The organism is Histophilus somni 2336, from assembly GCF_000019405.1.
Classification (GTDB): Bacteria; Pseudomonadota; Gammaproteobacteria; order Enterobacterales; family Pasteurellaceae; genus Histophilus; species Histophilus somni.
This window is the reverse complement of sequence record NC_010519.1, coordinates 1-21017: the sequence shown is the minus strand read 5'-3', so window position 1 is coordinate 21017 and position 21017 is coordinate 1. Positions and strand designations below refer to the sequence as shown.

At 37.2% G+C, this 21017-nt stretch carries 24 protein-coding genes; 10 read left to right on the top strand and 14 right to left on the bottom strand.

Annotated features, from left to right (window positions below; all coding sequences use genetic code 11):
* Positions 1 to 55 precede the first annotated feature (55 nt).
* The gene (locus HSM_RS00120; RefSeq protein ID WP_012341110.1) at positions 56 to 1366 is read right to left on the bottom strand and encodes an anaerobic C4-dicarboxylate transporter; all 1311 of its coding nucleotides are present in this window, start codon (positions 1364 to 1366) and stop codon (positions 56 to 58) included.
* A gap of 242 nt (positions 1367 to 1608) precedes the next feature.
* On the opposite strand from HSM_RS00120, the gene HSM_RS00115 reads away from it, so the two are divergent.
* The 5 genes from HSM_RS00115 to HSM_RS00095 all read left to right on the top strand — a co-directional run bounded on the left by HSM_RS00115 (position 1609) and on the right by HSM_RS00095 (position 4828).
* Entirely contained in the window at positions 1609 to 2055 is a 447-nt protein-coding gene (locus tag HSM_RS00115) for a rhodanese-like domain-containing protein (protein WP_011608309.1), read from the top strand.
* Between the two features lie 10 nt (positions 2056 to 2065).
* Complete coding sequence (gene secB, locus HSM_RS00110) at positions 2066 to 2581, top strand: protein-export chaperone SecB (protein ID WP_012341089.1); 516 nt, start codon at positions 2066 to 2068, stop codon at positions 2579 to 2581.
* Positions 2582 to 2645: 64 nt separating this feature from the next.
* The gene (gene gpsA / locus HSM_RS00105; RefSeq protein ID WP_041604948.1) at positions 2646 to 3659 is read left to right on the top strand and encodes an NAD(P)H-dependent glycerol-3-phosphate dehydrogenase; all 1014 of its coding nucleotides are present in this window, start codon (positions 2646 to 2648) and stop codon (positions 3657 to 3659) included.
* A 1-nt stretch (position 3660) separates the two neighbouring features.
* The gene (gene cysE, locus HSM_RS00100) at positions 3661 to 4458 is read left to right on the top strand and encodes a serine O-acetyltransferase (RefSeq protein WP_012341054.1); all 798 of its coding nucleotides are present in this window, start codon (positions 3661 to 3663) and stop codon (positions 4456 to 4458) included.
* 43 nt (positions 4459 to 4501) lie between these two features.
* A complete protein-coding gene (locus HSM_RS00095; RefSeq protein WP_012340983.1) occupies positions 4502 to 4828 on the top strand; it encodes a tetratricopeptide repeat protein in 327 nt (108 codons plus the stop codon).
* A gap of 140 nt (positions 4829 to 4968) precedes the next feature.
* Here HSM_RS00095 and rlmB read toward each other — a convergent pair whose 3' ends face one another.
* The 10 genes from rlmB to radC all read right to left on the bottom strand — a co-directional run bounded on the left by rlmB (position 4969) and on the right by radC (position 13697).
* Positions 4969 to 5706 (bottom strand): 23S rRNA (guanosine(2251)-2'-O)-methyltransferase RlmB, encoded by a 738-nt coding sequence (gene rlmB / locus HSM_RS00090; RefSeq protein WP_011608304.1) that lies wholly within the window; start codon positions 5704 to 5706, stop codon positions 4969 to 4971.
* Positions 5707 to 5712: 6 nt separating this feature from the next.
* Positions 5713 to 8127 carry a ribonuclease R gene (rnr, locus tag HSM_RS00085; RefSeq protein WP_012340825.1) on the bottom strand — a complete coding sequence of 805 codons (2415 nt, stop codon included), beginning with the start codon at positions 8125 to 8127 and terminating at the stop codon, positions 5713 to 5715.
* Positions 8128 to 8130: 3 nt separating this feature from the next.
* On the bottom strand, positions 8131 to 8634 hold the full coding sequence (locus HSM_RS00080) for a chorismate--pyruvate lyase family protein (protein WP_011608302.1): 504 nt from the start codon (positions 8632 to 8634) through the stop codon (positions 8131 to 8133).
* A 119-nt stretch (positions 8635 to 8753) separates the two neighbouring features.
* Entirely contained in the window at positions 8754 to 9416 is a 663-nt protein-coding gene (locus HSM_RS00075; protein ID WP_012340638.1) for an MOSC domain-containing protein, read from the bottom strand.
* Between the two features lie 65 nt (positions 9417 to 9481).
* Entirely contained in the window at positions 9482 to 9700 is a 219-nt protein-coding gene (gene ilvM, locus HSM_RS00070; RefSeq protein WP_011608300.1) for an acetolactate synthase 2 small subunit, read from the bottom strand.
* A 3-nt stretch (positions 9701 to 9703) separates the two neighbouring features.
* Positions 9704 to 11380 (bottom strand): acetolactate synthase 2 catalytic subunit, encoded by a 1677-nt coding sequence (ilvG, locus tag HSM_RS00065; RefSeq protein ID WP_012340456.1) that lies wholly within the window; start codon positions 11378 to 11380, stop codon positions 9704 to 9706.
* Between the two features lie 91 nt (positions 11381 to 11471).
* A complete protein-coding gene (gene mutM, locus HSM_RS00060; RefSeq protein WP_012340376.1) occupies positions 11472 to 12284 on the bottom strand; it encodes a bifunctional DNA-formamidopyrimidine glycosylase/DNA-(apurinic or apyrimidinic site) lyase in 813 nt (270 codons plus the stop codon).
* 105 nt (positions 12285 to 12389) lie between these two features.
* The gene (rpmG, locus tag HSM_RS00055; protein WP_005542835.1) at positions 12390 to 12560 is read right to left on the bottom strand and encodes a 50S ribosomal protein L33; all 171 of its coding nucleotides are present in this window, start codon (positions 12558 to 12560) and stop codon (positions 12390 to 12392) included.
* Positions 12561 to 12571: 11 nt separating this feature from the next.
* A complete protein-coding gene (gene rpmB / locus HSM_RS00050) occupies positions 12572 to 12808 on the bottom strand; it encodes a 50S ribosomal protein L28 (protein ID WP_011608297.1) in 237 nt (78 codons plus the stop codon).
* Between the two features lie 220 nt (positions 12809 to 13028).
* Positions 13029 to 13697: a RadC family protein gene (radC, locus tag HSM_RS00045; RefSeq protein WP_011608296.1), complete on the bottom strand. Its 669-nt coding sequence runs from the start codon at positions 13695 to 13697 to the stop codon at positions 13029 to 13031.
* 172 nt (positions 13698 to 13869) lie between these two features.
* Here radC and coaBC point away from each other — a divergent pair, with 172 nt between their 5' ends.
* From coaBC to crp, 5 genes are read left to right on the top strand one after another with little or no spacing between them, the layout of a single operon-like run.
* The gene (gene coaBC / locus HSM_RS00040; RefSeq protein ID WP_012341613.1) at positions 13870 to 15096 is read left to right on the top strand and encodes a bifunctional phosphopantothenoylcysteine decarboxylase/phosphopantothenate--cysteine ligase CoaBC; all 1227 of its coding nucleotides are present in this window, start codon (positions 13870 to 13872) and stop codon (positions 15094 to 15096) included.
* Positions 15093 to 15548, top strand: coding sequence for a dUTP diphosphatase (gene dut / locus HSM_RS00035; RefSeq protein WP_011608294.1), 456 nt, complete (start codon positions 15093 to 15095; stop codon positions 15546 to 15548). The genes coaBC and dut overlap by 4 nt, the downstream gene beginning before the upstream one ends.
* A complete protein-coding gene (gene slmA / locus HSM_RS00030; RefSeq protein WP_011608293.1) occupies positions 15548 to 16207 on the top strand; it encodes a nucleoid occlusion factor SlmA in 660 nt (219 codons plus the stop codon). The genes dut and slmA overlap by 1 nt, the downstream gene beginning before the upstream one ends.
* Before the next feature lie 34 nt (positions 16208 to 16241).
* Complete coding sequence (locus HSM_RS00025) at positions 16242 to 16466, top strand: YheU family protein (protein ID WP_012341336.1); 225 nt, start codon at positions 16242 to 16244, stop codon at positions 16464 to 16466.
* A 12-nt stretch (positions 16467 to 16478) separates the two neighbouring features.
* Entirely contained in the window at positions 16479 to 17123 is a 645-nt protein-coding gene (crp, locus tag HSM_RS00020) for a cAMP-activated global transcriptional regulator CRP (RefSeq protein WP_011608291.1), read from the top strand.
* 56 nt (positions 17124 to 17179) lie between these two features.
* On the opposite strand, the gene recF is transcribed toward crp, so the two are convergent.
* Genes recF through dnaA form a run of 3 tightly spaced genes read right to left on the bottom strand, consistent with a single transcriptional unit; the run spans position 17180 to position 20730 of the window.
* Positions 17180 to 18256: a DNA replication/repair protein RecF gene (gene recF, locus HSM_RS00015; RefSeq protein ID WP_012341166.1), complete on the bottom strand. Its 1077-nt coding sequence runs from the start codon at positions 18254 to 18256 to the stop codon at positions 17180 to 17182.
* Between the two features lie 3 nt (positions 18257 to 18259).
* Positions 18260 to 19360 (bottom strand): DNA polymerase III subunit beta, encoded by a 1101-nt coding sequence (gene dnaN / locus HSM_RS00010; RefSeq protein ID WP_011608289.1) that lies wholly within the window; start codon positions 19358 to 19360, stop codon positions 18260 to 18262.
* An 11-nt stretch (positions 19361 to 19371) separates the two neighbouring features.
* Positions 19372 to 20730 carry a chromosomal replication initiator protein DnaA gene (gene dnaA / locus HSM_RS00005; protein ID WP_041604945.1) on the bottom strand — a complete coding sequence of 453 codons (1359 nt, stop codon included), beginning with the start codon at positions 20728 to 20730 and terminating at the stop codon, positions 19372 to 19374.
* Positions 20731 to 21017: the final 287 nt, after the last annotated feature.

Genomic DNA, 21017 nt, shown 5'->3' with positions numbered 1-21017 from the left:
AAACACCGCACTTCTTAAAGCAAGTGCGGTGTTTTTATAAATTATTTAGTGAAAGCTAAAGTAAAATACTTGCAAACAATAACCCGAAACCTAAGCTAAATGCCATACTTAATAAACCTGGAAGCATAAAGCTGTGATTAAAGATAAACTTACCAATTCTTGTTGTGCCTGTTGTATCAAAGTCAATTGAAGCAATAATTGGACCATAGTTTGGAATAAAGAAATAACCGTTTACTGCTACAAATACCCCGATTAAAATCGCAGGTTCAATACCTAATGCAATACCTAGCGGAAATAAAGTTGCTACAGTCGCCCCTTGACTGTTTACCAAAACAGAAAGTAAGAACAGTGCAAATGCAAATGCCCAAGGTGCGGTTTCAACTAATAACTTCACACTTTCTTTAATGCCTGCAATATGACCTTGCATCAATGTATCTCCCAACCAAGCAATACCAAAAATTGCAATCACCGCACGCATACCAGCATGGAATACGGAACCTTGTGTAATTGCGTTACCATTCGGTTTACAGGTTAAGATAATCAATGCACCAACGGTTAACATAACGATCTCAATAGTGTGAGCCATACCCATAGGTTTATCGTTGAATGATGGACGTAACTCCGGATACGCTCCCATCACAACAACAAGTAATGCACCGAATAAGAATAAGCCCACTGATAATTTCGCAGTCGGTTTTATTTCAATTTCAGCAATATTACTTACGCTGTTTTCTTTGACATACTCAGGATTTTGTAATAAACGTTGATAATTCGGATCGTCTTTTAATTCTTTCCCCATTTTATTGACAAAAACACAAGCAAGTGCTATGCCTAAAATAGTTGACGGAATAGTAACCATTAAGACGCTACCCAAGTTGATTCCTTGTGGTTCTAAATAGTTCACAACAGCCACTACAGCGGCAGCGATAGGACTTGCTACAATAGCAAATTGCGATGCAATTACTGCCATTGAAAGTGGACGCTCAGGACGAATACCGCTGTGACGACTTACTTCTGCGATAACTGGTAATACAGAATAAGCTACATGGCCAGTACCGGCTAAGAAAGTAAATAACCAAGTTACGGCAGGTGCAACAAAAGTGATATATTTAGGATTTCTGCGTAAAATATTGGTTGCGATTTTGATCATATAATCCAAACCACCAGCTGCCTGCATTGCAGCAGCGACAGAAACTACAGCCATAATCATAAACATCACATCAATCGGTAATCCAGCAGGTTGTAACCCGAAGCCGAAGGCGAGAATACAAAGCCCTAAACCACCCATAACGCCCAAACCAATACCACCAATGCGTGCCCCAATCAGAATACACACTAAAACGATAGCGAATTGAATATAAAACATTTTTTTTCCTATTTTTTCTACTTAAAAATCGTTTCCGATAAAATCGGAAACCCTATTTCAACAAAGTTATCAAGACTTCCTTGAAATTTGGGGCTAATATACCAATAAACAGGGAAGCTATCTATAATATAGATCAATTTATTTGCAGGACTTTCTTTGAAAAATTTTGAAAGATGAAGAAAGTGCGGTTATACTTAGCCCTTTATTTTTAACCTTAACTTTAACCTTGAAAAATAGAAAAAATGCAAGAATATCTCCCTTTAGCAACAGAGTTTGCAAAAAATCATAGCCTAATGGTAATAGCATGGATTGCCGTATTTGTCATGTTAATTTATACATCGGTAAAATCATTTACCAGTAAAGTTACGGCAGTAGAAAACGCCGAAGCGACTCGTTTAATTAATAATGAAGAGGCTATTGTTATTGATTTACGCACAATAGATGAATTTCAACGTGGTCATATTATCAACAGTATCAACGTATTGCCAACAGAGATTAAAAATCAAAATTTAGGAAAAATTGAACAACATAAAGATACCCCTGTAATTCTAGTTTGTGCAACAGGTATGAATGCAGGTGCATCAGCAGAATTATTAGTTAAACAAGGATTTAGTCGAGTTTACTCACTGAAAGATGGTATCAGTGGCTGGATTGCGGCAAATTTACCTTTAGTCAAAAAACATAAATAAGGATCGAAAAATGACAGAAAAAAATCAAGATGCAGTAACAGAAGAACAAGGAACAGAAGTTGTTTTACAAATTCAACGTATTTACGTTAAAGATGTTTCTTTTGAAGCACCTAATCTACCGCACATTTTCCAACAAGAATGGAAACCGAAACTGGATTTTAATTTAAGCACAGAAACAACGCATTTAGCAGAAGATCTTTATGAAGTTTGCCTGAATATCTCTGTTGAAACTACAATGGAAGGCAGTGAAGATGTTGCTTTTATCTGTGAAGTAAAACAGGCAGGCATCTTTGCTATAAGCGGTTTAGAAGATGTACAATTAGCACATTGCCTAACATCTCAATGCCCAAATATGTTATTCCCTTATGCACGAGAATTAATTTCCAGTTTAGTGAATCGTGGCACTTTCCCGGCTTTAAATCTAGCACCGGTCAATTTTGATGCCTTATTTGTTGAGTATATGCAACGTCAACAAGCACAAGAGGAGTCAAAAACTGAAGAAAAAGAAAAGAAAGAAGTTCATTAATCTTTCAGGGTGTTGTAATAACACCCTAATATTTCTATTAATTCCGAAAATTCTAAGAAAAAATATGAATGATAACAGTCCTTCTCCAACTCCAATCACCGTAATTGGTGCCGGTGCTTATGGAACTGCCTTAGCTATTGCCTTTTCTCGCAATGGCTATCCAACCTACTTATGGGGACATCGTCCTCAACATTGTCAACGCTTACGTAATGAGCGAAAAAATCAAGCATTTTTACCTAATATTCACTTTCCTGATTCTTTATATGTAGAAGACAATTTAGCACAAGCCATTCAACACTCCAGAGAGTTATTAATTGTTGTACCAAGTCATGTTTTTGGCGACGTTATCATGCAAATTAAACCGCACTTAAGATCGGATCAACGTATCGCTTGGGCAACGAAAGGACTGGAGCGAAATACAGGACGCTTATTACAAGAAGTTGTTGAAGAGCATGTAGGATATGGTTATCCTTTAGCAGTCTTATCAGGACCTACCTTTGCTAAAGAATTGGCTGCCGGCATGCCGACAGCTATTACATTAGCCTCAAATAACGAACAATTTGCCTTAGAGTTCCAAGAAAGAATTCATTGTAGCAAATTCCGAGTCTATGTTAATCAAGATATGATTGGTGTACAACTTGGAGGGGCGGTTAAAAATGTAATTGCTATTGCTGCAGGGATTTCTGATGGTATGGGGTTTGGTGCTAATGCACGTACAGCATTAATTACTCGAGGAATCGCTGAAATCAGTCGTTTGGGCATATCTCTAGGTGCGAATCCGAATACGTTTATGGGAACATCCGGCTTAGGGGATTTAGTCCTTACTTGTACCGATAACCAGTCTCGTAACCGTCGTTTTGGATTAATGTTAGGACAAGGTTTTGATTGTACAACGGCTATCAATGAACTTGGTCCGGTTATAGAGGGTTTTTACAATACAAAAGAAACCTTTTTATTAGCCCAGCAACAGGGTGTAGAAATGCCGATTACCGAGCAGGTATATCAAATACTATTTTGTGGTAAAAAACCTGAAGATGCGGCTATTACTTTATTGGGAAGAAAACGCAAAAGGGAGTAACATGTCAATAGAAGTATGGAGTCTTATTCGTGCTGAAGCAGCAAAACTCGCTGAAAATGAACCAATGCTAGCCAGTTTCTTTCATGCAACTATCTTAAAACATAACAATCTAGGCAGTGCATTAAGCTATATTCTTGCGAACAAATTAGCTAATCCAATTATGCCCGCTATTGCATTGCGAGAAATTATTGAAGAAGCACATCAAAATCAACCGCAAATTATCGAAAGTGCGGCTTGCGATATCCGAGCCGTGCGTCATCGAGATCCTGCCGTAGAACAATACTCTACACCGTTACTTTATTTGAAAGGCTTCCACGCATTGCAAAGTTATCGTATTACCCATTATTTATGGCAACAAGGACGAAAAGCATTGGCGATCTATTTACAAAACCAAATATCCGTTGCCTTTGATGTAGATATCCATCCCGCGGCAAGAATCGGTTGTGGCATTATGTTCGATCATGCCACAGGTATTGTGATAGGAGAAACATCTGTCATTGAAAATGATGTATCTATTTTGCAAGGTGTAACTTTAGGGGGAACGGGTAAAGAAAGCGGCGATCGTCATCCTAAAATTCGAGAAGGTGTGATGATTGGGTCCGGAGCTAAAGTGTTAGGAAATATCGAAATTGGGCGTTACGCTAAAATTGGTGCAAACTCCGTAGTGTTACAATTCGTTTCAGAATACACTACTGTCGCTGGTGTGCCTTCTCAAATAGTAGGCAAAAATAAAGGGGCGAAACCTGCATTTGATATGGACCAATACTTTATTGATGATGCAATTAACTTAAATATCTAATTTTTTAAACGAACCATGAGAAGCAGTCAACAAAGGAGCTCTGATGAATCTAAAAAAATCCCTCCTTACCGCCCTACTCTCTTTCGGTATTGTCCAATCTACACTTGCCGAAACAGATACCGAAAGATTTAATCGTGCTTTACAATTTATTAAACAACAAAATTATTCTGACGCATTTCCCTTATTCAAACAACTGGCTGAACAGGGAGATGCAAATGCACAACACAATCTCGGCGTGATGTATGAAAACGGACAGAGTGTACAAAGAAATGTTTCTAAAGCTAAACAATATTATAGATTAGCGTGCGATAATGGCTTAAACATTGGCTGTCAAACGTATGCAAAACTAGACAAGAAGGGTATAAAATAGCAAAAATTTCCTGACAATATGATCTGATTGGACTGATTTAATTCAAGGACTGCACTCTGTATTCTGCAGGGTTCAGTCCTTTTAATTTACATAATAAATATATTTCACATCACATCCAACCTTTTTAGATGAAGAAAGTATTATCCTAATCTTTGTCGCACAATTTCAAATAGACAAATGCCTGTGGCAACAGAAACATTTAATGAAGATACGGAACCCGCCATAGGAATGCTAATCAATTGATCGCAAGTTTCACGGGTTAAACGACGCATTCCATCTCCCTCAGCCCCCATAACAAGTGCTAAACCGCCGGTTAATTTCGCTTCGTATAAAGTTTCAATCGCCTCGCCAGCCGTACCTACAACCCAAATATTATGTTGTTGCTGTAGATCTCGTAAAGTGCGGGCTAAATTTGTTACACGAACAAGAGGAACAACTTCCGCCGCTCCACAAGCGACTTTACGAGCAATCGCAGTCAATTGTGCCGATTTATCTTTTGGCACAATCACAGCACAAACACCGGCAGCATCTGCTGATCGTAAACAAGCACCTAAATTATGCGGATCTGTGATACCATCCAATACCAGCAATAATGGATTTGCTTTTTTTTGTAAGATCTCAACCAAGTCATTTTCATTCAACTCTTTAGCTGGTTGAACACGAGCAATGATACCTTGATGTACTTCTCCGTTCGCTTTTTTATCCAATGTATCACGATTCAAAAATTGTACGCTTATACCTAATTTATAAAGCTCATTCAGTACGGATTGTAACCGCTTATCTTCCCGCCCTTTTAGCACATAAACTTCGATCAAACGTTCTGGTGCATTAATAAGAAAAGCCTGCACCGCATGAATTCCATAAATATTTTCTGCCATGATTTTTTATCCTTTCTGTTTTTTCTGTTTTCTTGTTTTACTTGCCGGACTTTGTTGTTTTTTTGATAATTTTTTTGTTATTTTTACCGCACTTTTATGTCGCTCGATCTTAGAAGTGCGGTTCTTTTCTTGGAAGCTTTTTTGTTTCGCTCGCTTATTCGCCGTTTTGCCGGAACGTCTAGGTTTACGCTGACTCGATAATAAAACAAAATCCACTTGGCGTTGAGCTAAACTGACTGCCTCAACACGGATTTTAACTTTATCACCGAGACGATAAGTCGTACCGGAATTTTCCCCAATTAAACGTTGTTTTATTGAGTCAAATTGATAATAATCATTATCTAAGGTTGAAATATGAACTAGCCCATCAATAAATAAATCATCTAAACGCACAAACAACCCAAAACCGGTTACGGAAGAAATAATACCGTCAAATTCATCTCCAACATGATCTTGCATATATTCGCATTTTAGCCAATCTGCCACTTCTCTTGTTGCATCATCAGCTCGGCGTTCGGTTAAAGAACAATGATCACCGAGAAGATCCATTTCTTCTAGGGAATAATGATAACCGCCGGTATCGGTTGTTTTTCTTTTAGAACCTTGCTGTTTTGCTAATAAATATTTGATACTACGATGTAACGTTAAATCAGGATAACGGCGAATAGGCGAAGTAAAATGTGCATATTCCGTTAGTGCTAAACCAAAATGTCCAATATTATCAGGGTGATAAACAGCTTGGCTAAGTGAACGAAGTAGCATAGTTTGAATTAATTCATGATCCGGACGTTCACGAACTTGGGCTAACAACTGTGCGTAATCTGCGGTTGTGGGGTTTATACCACCTTTTAACGTTAAGCCACATTCACGTAGAAAAGCACGAAATGCACTGAGTTTTTCTTGACTTGGTCCGGCATGAATACGAAATAAAGCGGGTTCTTGATGACGTTCCATAAAATTAGCTGCTGCAATATTTGCTAAAATCATACATTCTTCAATGATTTTATGGGCATCGTTACGCACCATAGGTTCAATACATTCAATACGTCCCATTTCATTGAAGACAAACTTAGTTTCAATAGTTTCAAAATCAATGGCTCCACGCTGATAACGAGCTTGCAGCAGAGCCTGATACATTTGGTGCAATTCTTGTAAGTGCGGTACTAAAACATGATAGCGTTGTTGTAATAATTCATCACCTGCCAAAATTTGTGCAACTTTAGTGTAAGTTAATCTTGCATATGAGTTCATGACCGCTTCATAAAAACTGTAATCAGTCATTTTTCCCTGTGGCGAAATTCGTATCTCACATACCATACACAAACGATCAACCTGTGGATTAAGCGAACATAATCCATTCGATAAAATCTCCGGCAACATTGGTACAACTCGGTTAGGAAAGTAAACCGAATTGCCACGCTGATATGCTTCGTTATCTAATGCAGTACGCAAACGTACGTAATAGCTCACGTCGGCAATGGCAACCCATAATGTCCACCCGCCATCACCACTTCTTTGACAAAAAACCGCATCATCAAAATCTCGTGCATCTTCACCATCAATGGTTACCAATGGTAAGGTTCTTAAATCTCTTCGTCCTTGTTTTGCTTCCTCCGGCACACTATCCGTATATTTTCTTACTTGTTTTTCTACCGCACTTGGAAAAATATGAGGAATATCATGATTGCGAATAGCAATTTCAGTTTCCATTCCCTTTGCCATATTCTCCCCAAGAATTTCTACAATTTTTCCAACCAACTGCGTAAATGTTGCTGTACGAGGTTTAAGTTCAACCACAACTACCTGTCCCATTCTCGCTCCGTTGCGAAACTCATTCGGAATCAGAATGTCACGATTAATACGGCTATCATCCGGCACGACATAACCAATCCCCTCCTCCATGAAAAAACGCCCAACAATATGTTTATTGCGACTTTCTAACACTCGAACAATACGCACCTCTGAACGTCCTTTACGGTCATAGCCATTAGGTTGTGCCAATACAAAATCACCATGGATAACTTTTTGCATTTGAATATTTGGAATAAACCAATCTGACTTGCTTCCTTCGATTTGTAAAAAACCATAGCCTTCACGATGACCAATCACTGACCCCTTTAATAAATCCAATTTTTCAGGCAAGGCGTAACACTTTCTTTTAGTAAAGACCAATTGCCCTTCATTTTCCATTGCACGCAAACGGCGACGCATTCCCTCTTTTTGTTCAGGATCAACGATAGCCAATGTCTTGAACAGATCTTCTTTCGACATAGGTGCATTAAAATCACGAATAATTTGTAAAATAAACTCTCGACTCGGGATTGGATTAGCATATTTCTGTTGCTCTTGGAAAAAATACGGATCTTCTGTAAGTGCGGTGATTTTTTTCGCTTTTTTGTTTGTCTTTTTCGGGGTTCTCATGCTTTAGACCTTTGATTGAAAAAATTTAAAATCTTGCAAAAACAATTCTTTAATTTCGATTGGATATTGATTTAAAAGCAATACTGAACGACGAGCATATAATCCTGTTGCGGTATCGTATATCCATTCAAGTGTTTTTCTTTTTGGTTGTTGAGGGAAAAGCCATAAGCCAATAGGCGTTGAACCTACATTGATAATGTCAGGTGCAACATTCTCAATCGTAGATTGTGGCAAACGAGTTTGTGCAAAAATCCAAGCTTGCTCATCACCTTTTAATATCACTTCACGCAACCAAATTGGCTCATGATGTCCGGTAAATCCAAAAGACATGTCAGAAACCCATTTTTCCGCCACAATTTCAACTTTCAGTTGCTGACAATATTGCTGTAATTTTCGGGTTAATGAACCTTGATGTAATAACCAATCTTGTTTTTGCGGAGATAAAGTAAAAATATCATTCTGCCATTTTGTAGAGGAGAGAATTTGTCGAAATAAAGAAATATTCAAAATTAGAGACCGCTTGTTAAAATTATCTGAAAAATTTTCGCCATTATATCAGTAAATATTTAATCACGTTCTTTATTCTTCACATAAGCCGATTAATAATATCTCACTTAACCAAATATTTAACTGATTTTTCGCCATTTCATTTTTAAGTAACGCTTAAAAGCCTCCGCCAAAACAGGACATTCAATTGCTTGTTCTAATTGAGTTTTAAGCTCCACAGTCGCTTCCGTTGCCAGCAAATAATTTAAATATTTAATGGTTAATTTTGGGTAAGGGTTAGCTAAACGCCGGATTTTATCCCCTTTTTTGATCACGCCATTTTTAATGACTCTCACATACCAACCGGTCAGCCCTGTTTCTACAACAATCGCTCGAGTATTTTTATTATTGGCATTTTTTGACAACGTTTCACAAGGTATGCGAGGTTGTGAAATTTCAATTTGTACATCTCCGATCTGGTACTGATCGCCGACACATACATTTTCTTCATCAAAAAAAGAAACAATAAAATTTTCACCATAGATAGCTTCTCCTTGATAGCTATCATGCTTACCCAAAAGAGCGGTTAATTTAGCAAAAGATCTTTCAGCCATAAAAAACAGTGCTTTATCAATGCCTCCATGATGTGCTTTCAGTCCAACATCATTTCCTTCCGCACCTAATTCATGAACGATAGCTTGTTCCATCGGTTTTTTCCGAATTGCCGTTGACATCTTTGAACCATTTTCAAAAACAATCTCTTCAACCAATCCCAATTTAATCGCTAAAACAGCACCTTCCACAACTTATCTCCCTTTAAACTAACCATCTATTTTGTATAATAATTTATACAAATTTAGACCGCTCTTTAGCTTAATGTAATAACATCCGGTAATTTCACTAATTGGTGAATCAATAATTCAATAGCTCGCTCACTTTGCACAGTAAGTCTCAAATCAATAACATTACCTTTACTTTCACTATGTAGAATAATGACTTCAAAACCACGATGGCGGACAACTCTTAACAAACGCTCTAAAGTTTCAGGGCGTTTGTTTGCTTGAATAGTTAAATCGTAAGTTTTCATTGTTTACACCCCAATATCTTCTTCAATCATATTACTGTTGCATGTATTTGGCGGTACAAGTGGCCATACATTTTCTTCATCTGGGATACAGACATGTAGTAAATAAGCTTCTTTGGCATTTAATAATCGATCCAAAGCATCGGAAACTTCACTTGCCTTTTCAATTCGTTCACCTGCAATACCAAAGGCAGAAGCAAGAGTAACAAAATCAGGATTATCATCTAAAACAGTGTGGCTATGGCGACCATGAAAAAAGAGCGATTGCCACTGTCGCACCATACCCAAACGTTGGTTATCAAGCAATAAAATTTTGATTGGTAAATTTCCACGCTTGATCGAACCCAATTCTTGAATATTCATCATCAATGAGCCATCACCAGTAATTAAAATAACTGGATCTTGGGGACGAGCTTTTGCCGCACCGATAGCTGCCGGCAAACCGAAGCCCATCGAACCGAACCCTGCAGATGTAATATAATTTTCAGGTTCATAATGTTTCATATGTTGTGCCGACCACATTTGATGTTGCCCTACATCAGTTGTAATCACCGCATTTTTTGCTTTGCGTTCGGATAATGTGTGAAGTAATGCACAGGGCTCTATCTCTTTATCTTCTGTATTTTCAATATAATTAAAATCAAAACTTGCTTTTAACTGCTCAATATCTTTACGCCACGGTTCAATATCCAATAGTTGGGCAAGGTTAGTAACCGCCTCCACCAAATCCCCTTGTAGTCCAACATCTGCTTTACGGAGTTTGTTAATTTCAGCAACATCAATATCAATATGAATAACTTTAGCATGTGGTGCAAACGTATCTAATTTTCCCGTTACACGATCATCAAACCTTGCCCCACAAGCAATAAGTAAATCACATTCTTGCACAGCATAATTTGCCGCTTTTGTACCGTGCATTCCAATCATTCCCATATAGAGTGGATGTTTGGGAGGTATTGTTCCTAAACCTTTTAAGGTTGATACTGATGGAATATTTGTTATATCAAGAAAAGTGCGTATAGCTTTTACGCCACTCATACCATCCGAGCTTTTTGCCATTCCAACACCGCCACCTACATAAAGCACAGGGCGTTTTGCTTGAGAAAGTAAATTTTTCGCTTGCTCAAGTGCGACTAAATTTTGTAAAGAATCCGCAATTTTGGGATAAACAATGGGTTTTAAGGATGTAGGTGCAAATTGCACATCTTTTGGAAGATCAATAAGCACAGGACCAGGACGACCACTTTGTGCAATTTGGAAAGCTTTCGCAATGATTTCAGGTAATTCATCAATATGTTGAACGATAAAACTGTGCTTAGTACAGGCAAGTGACAACCCAAGAATATCAGCTTCCTGGAAAGCATCTGTACCGATAAAATTTGAGGCAACTTGTCCGGTAATTGCAATAATGGGAATTGAATCCATCAAGGCATCACCTAAACCGGTAATTAAATTTGTTGCCCCCGGTCCCGACGTCGCAACACAAACACCGACTTTATTTGTTGATCTTGCATATCCAATAGCCGCCATTGCTGCACCTTGCTCATTACGACAAAGTAGATGATCTAAACCAGAATCATAAATTGCATCATAAACTGGCATTATCGCCCCACCGGGATAGCCAAATAAGGAAGTTACGCCGTGAGCTTTTAAACATTCTACGACCAAATTTGCTCCATTCATTACATATTCCTTTTTGCGTTTACTGATTGTGAAAATAAAAAGACATTATTGATGTTTAACATATTTTTTTTAAAAAACAAAGAAAGTAATGTCACTTTTTTTGACATTGCGGACAAAAAAAGCTATTTCTTTGCCCAATAATAATACTTTTTATCTTTGTACCGCACCTTGGACAAGGCTTGTCCTTATTTCCATAAACCAAAAGTTTTTGAGCAAAATATCCGGGGCGACCGTCAGGTTGTAAAAAATCTTTTAGGGTTGTTCCTCCTTGTTCAATAGCTTCGTTAAGCACTTGTTTAATAGTGAAAACAAGTTGTTCAGTCTGTTTTTTTGTCAATGTTTTGGCGATCTTTTGTGGATGAAGTCCACATAGAAATAAAATTTCATTCGCATAAATATTTCCAACCCCTACAACAACGGAATTATCCATCAAGAAAGTTTTAAGTGCGGTGCTTTTTTGACGAGATTTTTTGAACAAATAAGTAGAATTAAACGTTTCAGATAAAGGTTCCGGCCCCAACTTGAAAAAAAGATGAAATTCACTAAGGTTATTCGTCCATAGCCAAGCACCAAAGCGACGAGCATCGTTATAGCGTAGTAATTTGCCGTTGTTCATAACAATATCGAAATGATCATGCTTATTGACAGGATTGTCATGCGGCACAATGCGGACTGAACCGGACATACCTAAATGTCCGATAATGTAACCTTGTTCCGTGTGGATAATGAGATACTTGGCTCGACGAGTTAAGTTAAGAATTTTAACGTGTTTAAATGTGCTGAGTTCTTTACTTACTTCCCAGCGTAATTTGGGATTACGTACTACTATTTTTTCAATTATAAACCCTTTTAAATAAGGGCTTACGCCCTTTAAGGTTGTTTCAACTTCAGGTAATTCAGGCATGTTTTTTTTCCAAGAGTAAGTCTTTCAGCTATCTTATGGCAAAAAGTAAAATTTGAAAAAATAAAAAACCCGAACATGTCGGGCTTTTTTATCGTGAAAACTAAATTATTTGATTTTAGCTTCTTTGTAAATAACATGCTTACGCACAACCGGATCAAATTTTTTGATCTCCATTTTTTCCGGCATATTGCGTTTATTTTTAGTCGTTGTATAAAAATGACCTGTTTCAGCTGTTGAAACTAAGCGAATTTTTTCACGAGCACCTTTAGCTGCCATTTTTTAGCTCCTTAGATTTTCTCGCCACGAGCACGGATTTCAGCCAACACTGCATCAATGCCTTTTTTATCAATAATACGCATACCTTTCGCTGTTAAGCGTAAAGTTACGAAACGTTTTTCACTCTCAACCCAAAAACGGTGAGTGTGTAAGTTAGGAAGAAAACGACGACGAGTCGCATTCATTGCGTGCGAACGGTTGTTACCAACTGCTGGACGCTTGCCTGTTACTTGACAGACTCTAGACATATTAATCTCCAATAAAAATATAAGCTCGAGCTTAGGGTTCGGACCACTTCAAAATTCAAGATTTTGAAGGCTACCTCGTCAGGTCGCATAGCCGACCCACTATATTAAAGGTCGTGAATTATACGACCTTTGTTTATTATTCTCAAGCCTAAATAGATAAATTCACTGAAAAAAATGATAAAAATTTACGCAAATAGATTGAATAATTCATCGAATGATCCTAGATCCAGCCTTGTTCTGCGAAGGAGAAATAGTTACCTTTACCAATGATAAAATGATCTAAAACACGGATTTCCATTAATTCTGATAGTTGTTTTATATTCTCGGTCATTTTTCTGTCTGCCATGCTTGGCGTTGAAACACCGGAAGGATGATTATGTGCAAGAATAAGTGCGGCTGCATTACAAAATAGTGCGGTTTTAATAATCTCACGAGGATAAACATTTGCCTGGTTAATGGTACCTAAAAACATTTCCTCTTTTTTTATTAAACGATGTTGATTATCCAAAAACAGTACCATAAAAATTTCTCTATCTTTATTTTCCAATTCAGTCTGTAAATACATACGAACCGTATCAGGGCTGGTAAATTCTTGTGCAAACTGTAATTCTTGTAAGAGATAACGTTTGGTCATTTCAGTACAGGCTTGTAATTGTACAAATTGAGTAATACCCAATCCTTTCATTTGGCAAAAATGCTTTTGGTCTGCATTAATTAATCCTCTTAAAGAAGAAAAATGAGCAAGTACCAACTCGGAGAGTTGCATAACAGGACAATTTTTTATACCTGTACGTAAGAAAATCGCTAATAATTCCTTATCATCAAGTGATGAAGCTCCATATTTCAGTAGTTTTTCTCTCGGCATTAAAGTTGTATTTTGTTGTGTCATAGAAAATTCTTGTTAGCAAAGGAAAAAATATTTAACGATAAAGATGAAGAGATTTGTTGCTGTTTTAAATACTGTATTTTTTATTTTGCGTGCAAAATCGCAAAATTAAATGTTTTCTTATGAAAAATTGCAGTAAAATGACCGCACTTTGGATTGTGATTAAGGACTAACAATGCAAAATCTTATTCGGGGAAAACGAATTGTCATTGGAATTACCGGCGGTATTGCTGCATATAAAACCATAGAATTAATTCGTTTATTGCGTAAAGCACAAGCAGAAGTTCGAGTAGTGCTAACAAATGCAGCGACAGAATTTGTAACACCTTTAACTTTACAAGCAATTTCCGGCAACGCTGTATCACAATCTTTACTTGATCATGAAGCTGAATTGGCAATGGGACATATTGAATTGGCTAAGTGGGCGGATCTTATCGTAATTGCACCTGCCAGTGCAGACTTTATTGCACGCATGGCGGTCGGTATGGCAAACGATTTATTATCCACTATTTGTCTAGCAACGAATTCTCCAATTTTTCTGGCTCCGGCAATGAACCAACAAATGTATGCACAAACTGTTACTCAACAAAATTTAGCACAACTCATGGCTCGTGGTGTGCAGTTTATCGGACCGAATAGTGGTGAACAGGCTTGTGGTGATGTAGGTATCGGAAAAATGTCAGAACCTTTTGAAATTTTTACCGCACTTTGCCAATCCTTTTTACATACTCAAGATTTACTTGATGTAAGTGTTGTGATTACCGCAGGTCCAACAAGAGAAGCCATTGATCCGGTACGCTATATTAGTAATCATAGCTCAGGCAAAATGGGGTTTGCTATTGCTGAAGCTTTTGCTCAACGAGGTGCAAAAGTCACTTTAATCAGTGGACCTGTCAATTTAGCGACACCTCATAATGTACAACGCATTAATGTAGTTTCGGCACAAGAAATGTATCAACATGCAATACAAAGTGCGGAACAAAATCAGATTTTTATTGGTTGTGCAGCGGTAGCTGATTATCGTGTAGAACAAATTGCAGAACAAAAAATTAAGAAAATCCCCGGTAATGATGAAATGGTCTTAAAGTTGGTCAAAAATCCAGACATTCTTGCAACTGTAGCCAATTTAATGGAAAATCGTCCTTTTGTTGTAGGATTTGCGGCTGAAACACAAAATGTGGAGCAGTATGCGAAAGACAAATTACAACGTAAAAATTTGGATATGATTTGTGCAAATGATGTTTCCGGTGGGCAAGTATTTAATTCAGAGCAAAACGCATTGCAGCTGTTTTGGCAAAATGGGCAAGAGAGGTTGACATTGAAACATAAAAGTGACTTAGCTAAACAATTGGTTGATAAAATTATTGTGCGTTATAAATGGAAATTGGAAGAAAGTAAATGAAAAAGATTGATGTAAAAATTTTAGATCCACGTATTGGAACTGAGTTTCCATTACCAACTTATGCAACCATAGGATCGGCAGGATTGGATTTACGAGCGTTGGTTGACGAGGGATTTGAAGTCCAGCCAGGAGAAACAAAACTTATTTCAACAGGTTTATCTATTTATATTGCAGATCCTAATTTAGCAGCAGTGATTTTGCCTCGTTCAGGATTGGGACATAAAAATGGGATTGTATTAGGCAATTTAGTTGGTTTAATCGATTCAGATTATCAAGGTCCACTCATGGTTTCTCTTTGGAATCGAAGTGATAAACCTTTCAAAATCGAAATTGGTGATCGTATCGCACAATTAGTGTTTGTACCTGTAGTACAAGCTGAGTTCAATATTGTAGAAGAATTTCAGCAAACAGATCGTGGTAATGGTGGTTTTGGTCATTCAGGCAAAAAATAATGGAACAACAGCAATTGGATATTGGCGATGCTGAAATCGTTGTTGCCTCAAAACAAAAAACGCAAAAAATTGAGAAACGAACAGTAAAAGAACGTCGTCAACAGGTATTAACCGTACTAACCCATATGTTACATTCAGAACGAGGAATGGAGCGTATGACGACAGCTCGCTTGGCACAGGAAGTCGGTGTTTCTGAAGCCGCACTTTACCGTTATTTTCCCAGTAAAACCAAAATGTTTGAAGCATTATTGGATAATATAGAAAATACTTTATTTAGTCGAATTAATCACTCTATCAAGAACGAAACCAATACCATGAATCGTGTGAGAGATATTTTGCAAACTATTCTTGATTTTGCACGAAAAAATCCGGGATTAACCCGAATTTTAACAGGGCATGCTTTAATGTTTGAAGATAGTCAGTTACAAGCACGAGTTGCACGATTTTTTGATCGTTTAGAATTACAGTTTGTGAATATTCTACAAATGCGTAAATTGAGAGAAGGAAAATCTTTTCATCTTGATGAAAAAATTATTGCTTCCCATCTTGTTACTTTATGCGAAGGACAGTTTATGCGTTACGTAAGAAATAACTTTAGGCACTTGCCTAATCAAGGTTTTGAGCAACAATGGAAACTGCTGGAAAGTTTATTTGCATAATAGAAATTTTTAGGTAAGATTGGAGCAATTTGCAATGCTTATTCCATGGGAAAAATTAGAAGAGCAAACCTTATTAAATATTGTGGATAGCTTTATTTTACGTGAAGGTACGGATTATGGTAGTACCGAGCTTTCATTAGCCGAAAAAAGAGAAAATTTATTTAAAAACATTCGTCAGGGGAAAGCGATACTAGTTTGGTCTGAGTTACATCAATCCATTGATATTAAAAATAAAATGGATTTTTTAAATGGAAAATGACTAGGAGATTTTATGTTAGAACAACAAGGACAATCAGCACCATCGATGGATCCGACGTTAGAGTGGTTCCTATCTCATTGTCACATTCATAAATACTCAGCAAAAAGCTCCCTCATTCATGCTGGAGAAAAGGCGGAAACCCTTTATTATTTAATTAGAGGGTCTGTTGCCGTGATGGTAAAAGATGAGGAAGGTAAAGAAATGATTTTGACTTATTTAAGTCAAGGTGATTTTTTTGGCGAAGCTGGTTTATTTGATGAAACACAGCCTCGTTCGGCTTGGGTTAAAGCTAAAAGCTCATGTGAAATTGCAGAAATTTCTTATAAAAAATTTCGCCAATTAATTCAAGTTAATCCAGAAATTTTAATGTATTTAGCCGGTCAATTAGCTCATCGTTTACAAAATACTTCAAAGCAGGTAAGCAATTTGGCATTTTTAGATGTGACAGGTCGTATCGCTCAAACCTTGTTAAATTTAGCTAAGATGCCTGATGCAATGACTCATCCGGACGGTATGCAAATTAAAATTACTCGTCAGGAAATAGGACAAATGGTAGGTTGCTCACGAGAAACTGTTGGGCGTATTTTGAAAATGTTAGAAGATCAGCATTTAATTTCAGCACATGGCAAAACTATTGTTGTGTATGGTACAAGATAAATCTTTATAACGCTATGTGAAGCCTGACAATTGGTCAGGTTTATTTTTTGCTTATTTTAAAGATCTTTTATTCTTCCGTTTTCAAGGTAAAAAGTGCGGTGCTTTTCTGGTTGTATCTGTTGTAATTGTTCTCGAGTTATTGCAGTAACAAAAACTTGCGAACCATTTTTTTGTAAGCGTTCAGCAAGCAATGTGCGTTTATATTGATCCAATTCTGAAGCGAAATCGTCAAGTAGAAAAATACAGTGGCGTTTTTTTTGTTGCATTAAATGCTCACCTTGAGCCAAACGTAATGCACACATTAACAATTTTAATTGTCCACGAGATAAAATATCTTCAACCGGCAATCCGTTTGCTTTAAAACGAAAATCTGCTTTTTGAGGTCCGGAAAAGGTATAACCCAAAGCACGATCTCGCTCAAAGTTTTGTTGTAACAGATCCGCATAGTCCATATTTTTATCCCAGCCTTGATGAAAGCTAACAGAAATTTCTAGTTCAGGTAGAAAAAGCTGACAGGTTTTTTCTATTTCCGAGCGTAAGGCTTCCGCATACGCTTCTCGCCAGTAGCTCACTTGATAAGCAAGTTTGGTTAATTCTCTATCCCAAATTTTGAGTTTTTCATAAGAACAAACTTGTTGTAAGGCAGAATTTCGTTGTTTAAGTAAACGATTTAAGCTACTCCAAGCATTATAAAATGATGCGTTATGATGAAATAACCCCCAATCTAAATAAGCCCTTCGATAGCTGGGACCGCCATTTAATAAGGTTAATCCTTCAGGTGTAATGAGTTGCATGGGCAATAAATGGGCAAGATCGGAAATTTTTTTTGCGTCCTCGCCGTTTATTTTCATTAAAGTGTTACCTTGACGTTGTTTTTGCAAACCAACAGACCATTGATGTTGTTGCTCTTGAATTTTACCATGTAAAATAAAGTGCGGTTGCTGATAAGAAATTATTCTATTTGCAACCGCACTTTTAAATGAGCGTCCGTGCCCTAAATAAAAAATAGCTTCCAGTAAACTTGTTTTCCCGCTTCCATTGTTGCCGATAATAAAGTTAAAGCCACGTTCAAATTCCAGATCTATGGCTGTTAAGTTGCGGAAATGATTGATGATTAAGCGTGATATTGCCATTGTTTATAGACGCATTGGCATAACGACATACTCTGCACTTTCATCATCAGCATCCTCTAATAAACAACTTGATGAGGCATCAGTAAAACATAATCGCACCTGTTGGCATTTTAGGGCATTAAGTACATCTAAAATATAACTTACATTAAAGCCAACTTCCATATCTGCCCCATTATATATGACATCTAAAATTTCCTCAGCCACTTCTTGTTCCGGATTTGTTGCTGTAATCTTTAATTGATTTGAGGTCAATTGCAAACGGACAGTTTTAACTTTATCGCTAGACAGAATTGCCATACGAGCAAAAGCTTGTTTCAGCAGTTCCCAATTACCTTCCATAATATGAGTTGCATTTCTTGGGAGAACTCTACGATAGTCTGGGAAACGACCATCAATTAATTTTGATGTAAAAATAATACTTCCTAAATCAATGCGTAAATTATTTGTGCCAATTTGAACGTGAGCAGCGTGTTCGCTGTTTTCCAGTAATCTCATTAACTCTAATATTCCTTTGCGAGGCAAAATGACTGCATGTGTATGCAAATCCTGCTCTAACGGAATTGTGCAAACGGCGAGTCGATGTCCATCAGTAGCAACTGTTCGTAGTAAATTGCCTTCAGTTTCAAACTTCATACCGTTTAGGAAATAACGAGCATCTTGGTTTGCCATAGAGAATTGTGTTGCTTCAATTAGGCGACGTAATGTACTTTGAGGCAGGTAAAAATCCACCTCTGATTGCCAATCAGCTAAATTAGGATATTCGTCTGCAGGTAAAGCGGTTAAATTAAATTTACTTCGACCGGATCTCACCAATGCACGCTCTTCTTCAAAAATTACAGTAATTTCCGCTTCATCGGGAAAACTGCGGCAAATATCTAAGAATTTTTTTGCCGGAATCGTATAACTACCGTCTTGCGATGCTTGAATAAGTTGTGCTTGTGTTGAAAGTTCTACTTCGAGATCTGTACCGGTAATACGTAAAACATTCCCCTCAATTTGCAATAATACATTGTTTAATATAGGAAAATTTGGACGACTACTTAATACACCACAAACTTGTTGTAATGGTTTTAATAGATGTTCTCTTGAAACAATAAATTGCATAGTCTGCTCCCTTATACTGACAGTGTGCGGATTAAATTTGACCAATCTTCTTGGATACCATTATCTTCTTCTCGGAGTTTTGCTATGGCCTTACAAGCATGCAGAACGGTCGTATGATCCCGATCACCGAAATTCCTACCAATTTCAGGAAGACTGCGATTCGTTAGTTCTTTAGCTAATGCCATAGCTAATTGACGTGGTCGGGTTATATTACGTGAGCGTCTTTTTGATTTTAAATCCGAAATTTTGATCCGATAATAATCCGCCACAATTTTTTGAATATTTTCAATTGTTACCAATTTATCTTGCAATGCCAACATGTCTTTTAGAGTTTCACGTACAAAATCAATGGTAATCGCTTTTCCGGTAAATTCCGCATGTGCATGAACACGGTTTAATGCACCTTCTAATTCTCGCACATTAGTACGTAATTTTCCCCCAATAAACATGGCAACCTCTTCGGGTAAAACCATATTTTTTTCTTCCGCTTTCTTCAACAAAATCGCGACTCTGGTTTCCAATTCGGGAGGTTCAATAGCAACACTAATTCCCCAACCGAAACGAGATTTTAAACGATCTTCAATTTTCTCAATTTCCTTCGGATAACGATCAGAAGTCAAAATAATTTGGCGACCACGCTCAAATAACGAGTTGAATATATGGAAAAATTCTTCTTGCGTACCATCTTTACCGGCAAAAAATTGAATATCATCAATCAGTAAGGCATCAACAGTACGATAAAATCGCTTAAAACTGTCCATTCTATCGGATTTTAAGGCTTTTACATAAGATTGCATAAAACGTTCTGCATGCATATAAACAACTTGAGCATGAGGATTATTTGCTAAAATGCCGTTTCCTACAGCATGCAACAGGTGCGTTTTGCCTAGACCTGTACCACCATACAAAAACAATGGATTAGCACTTTGCTCACCCGGATTTTTAGCCACTTTCTGGGCAACTGCTCGTGCCAATTGGTTGGATTTACCTTCAACAAAGTTATCAAAGACATGATTTTTATTGAGATAAGAGCGGTAATTTTGTTGCGAAGTTATTTCATTATGACAGTTTTCATTTTGTGTCTTTTGCTCAACATTCGTTGTTGTTTTCTCAGTAGGTTTTATGCCGTCTTGTATCTTTACCATGAATTGATCATTATTCAACAATTGCTGAGCAAGCTTTGTGATTTGAGTGAGATAATGATTTTCAACCCATCCTTTAATGAAACAATTTGGTGCATAAAGTATCATGTTACTCTCACTGACATCGTCCTGTAATGGTCGTAGCCAAGTCGTAAAGTCATTTGAAGATACTTGATCTTGTAATTGTGATAAGCAATCTCGCCATAGCGTAGAAACTGTTGAACTCATTTTATCCATCTTTGCAAATTAAATAGTTGGAAGTTTTATCTAAAAGTGCGGTGTAAATTGATGGTAATTCTACAATAAACTGGCTCAAAGATCTTTATTAAAAGAACAAAAAAACTGAAAAAGGTTACTTGAGATTTTTGTAAAAAAACGTATAATCCGAGCCGCTCTTGTGCTTTTTGATTGGAAAAATAAGCTTTATTCTGCGATTTTGACTATTCTGATTTGACGAACGCTGAATTTAAGATTAGAATTCCGCTTCTTAATTTTTGATGAGCGTTGTTTTTGAT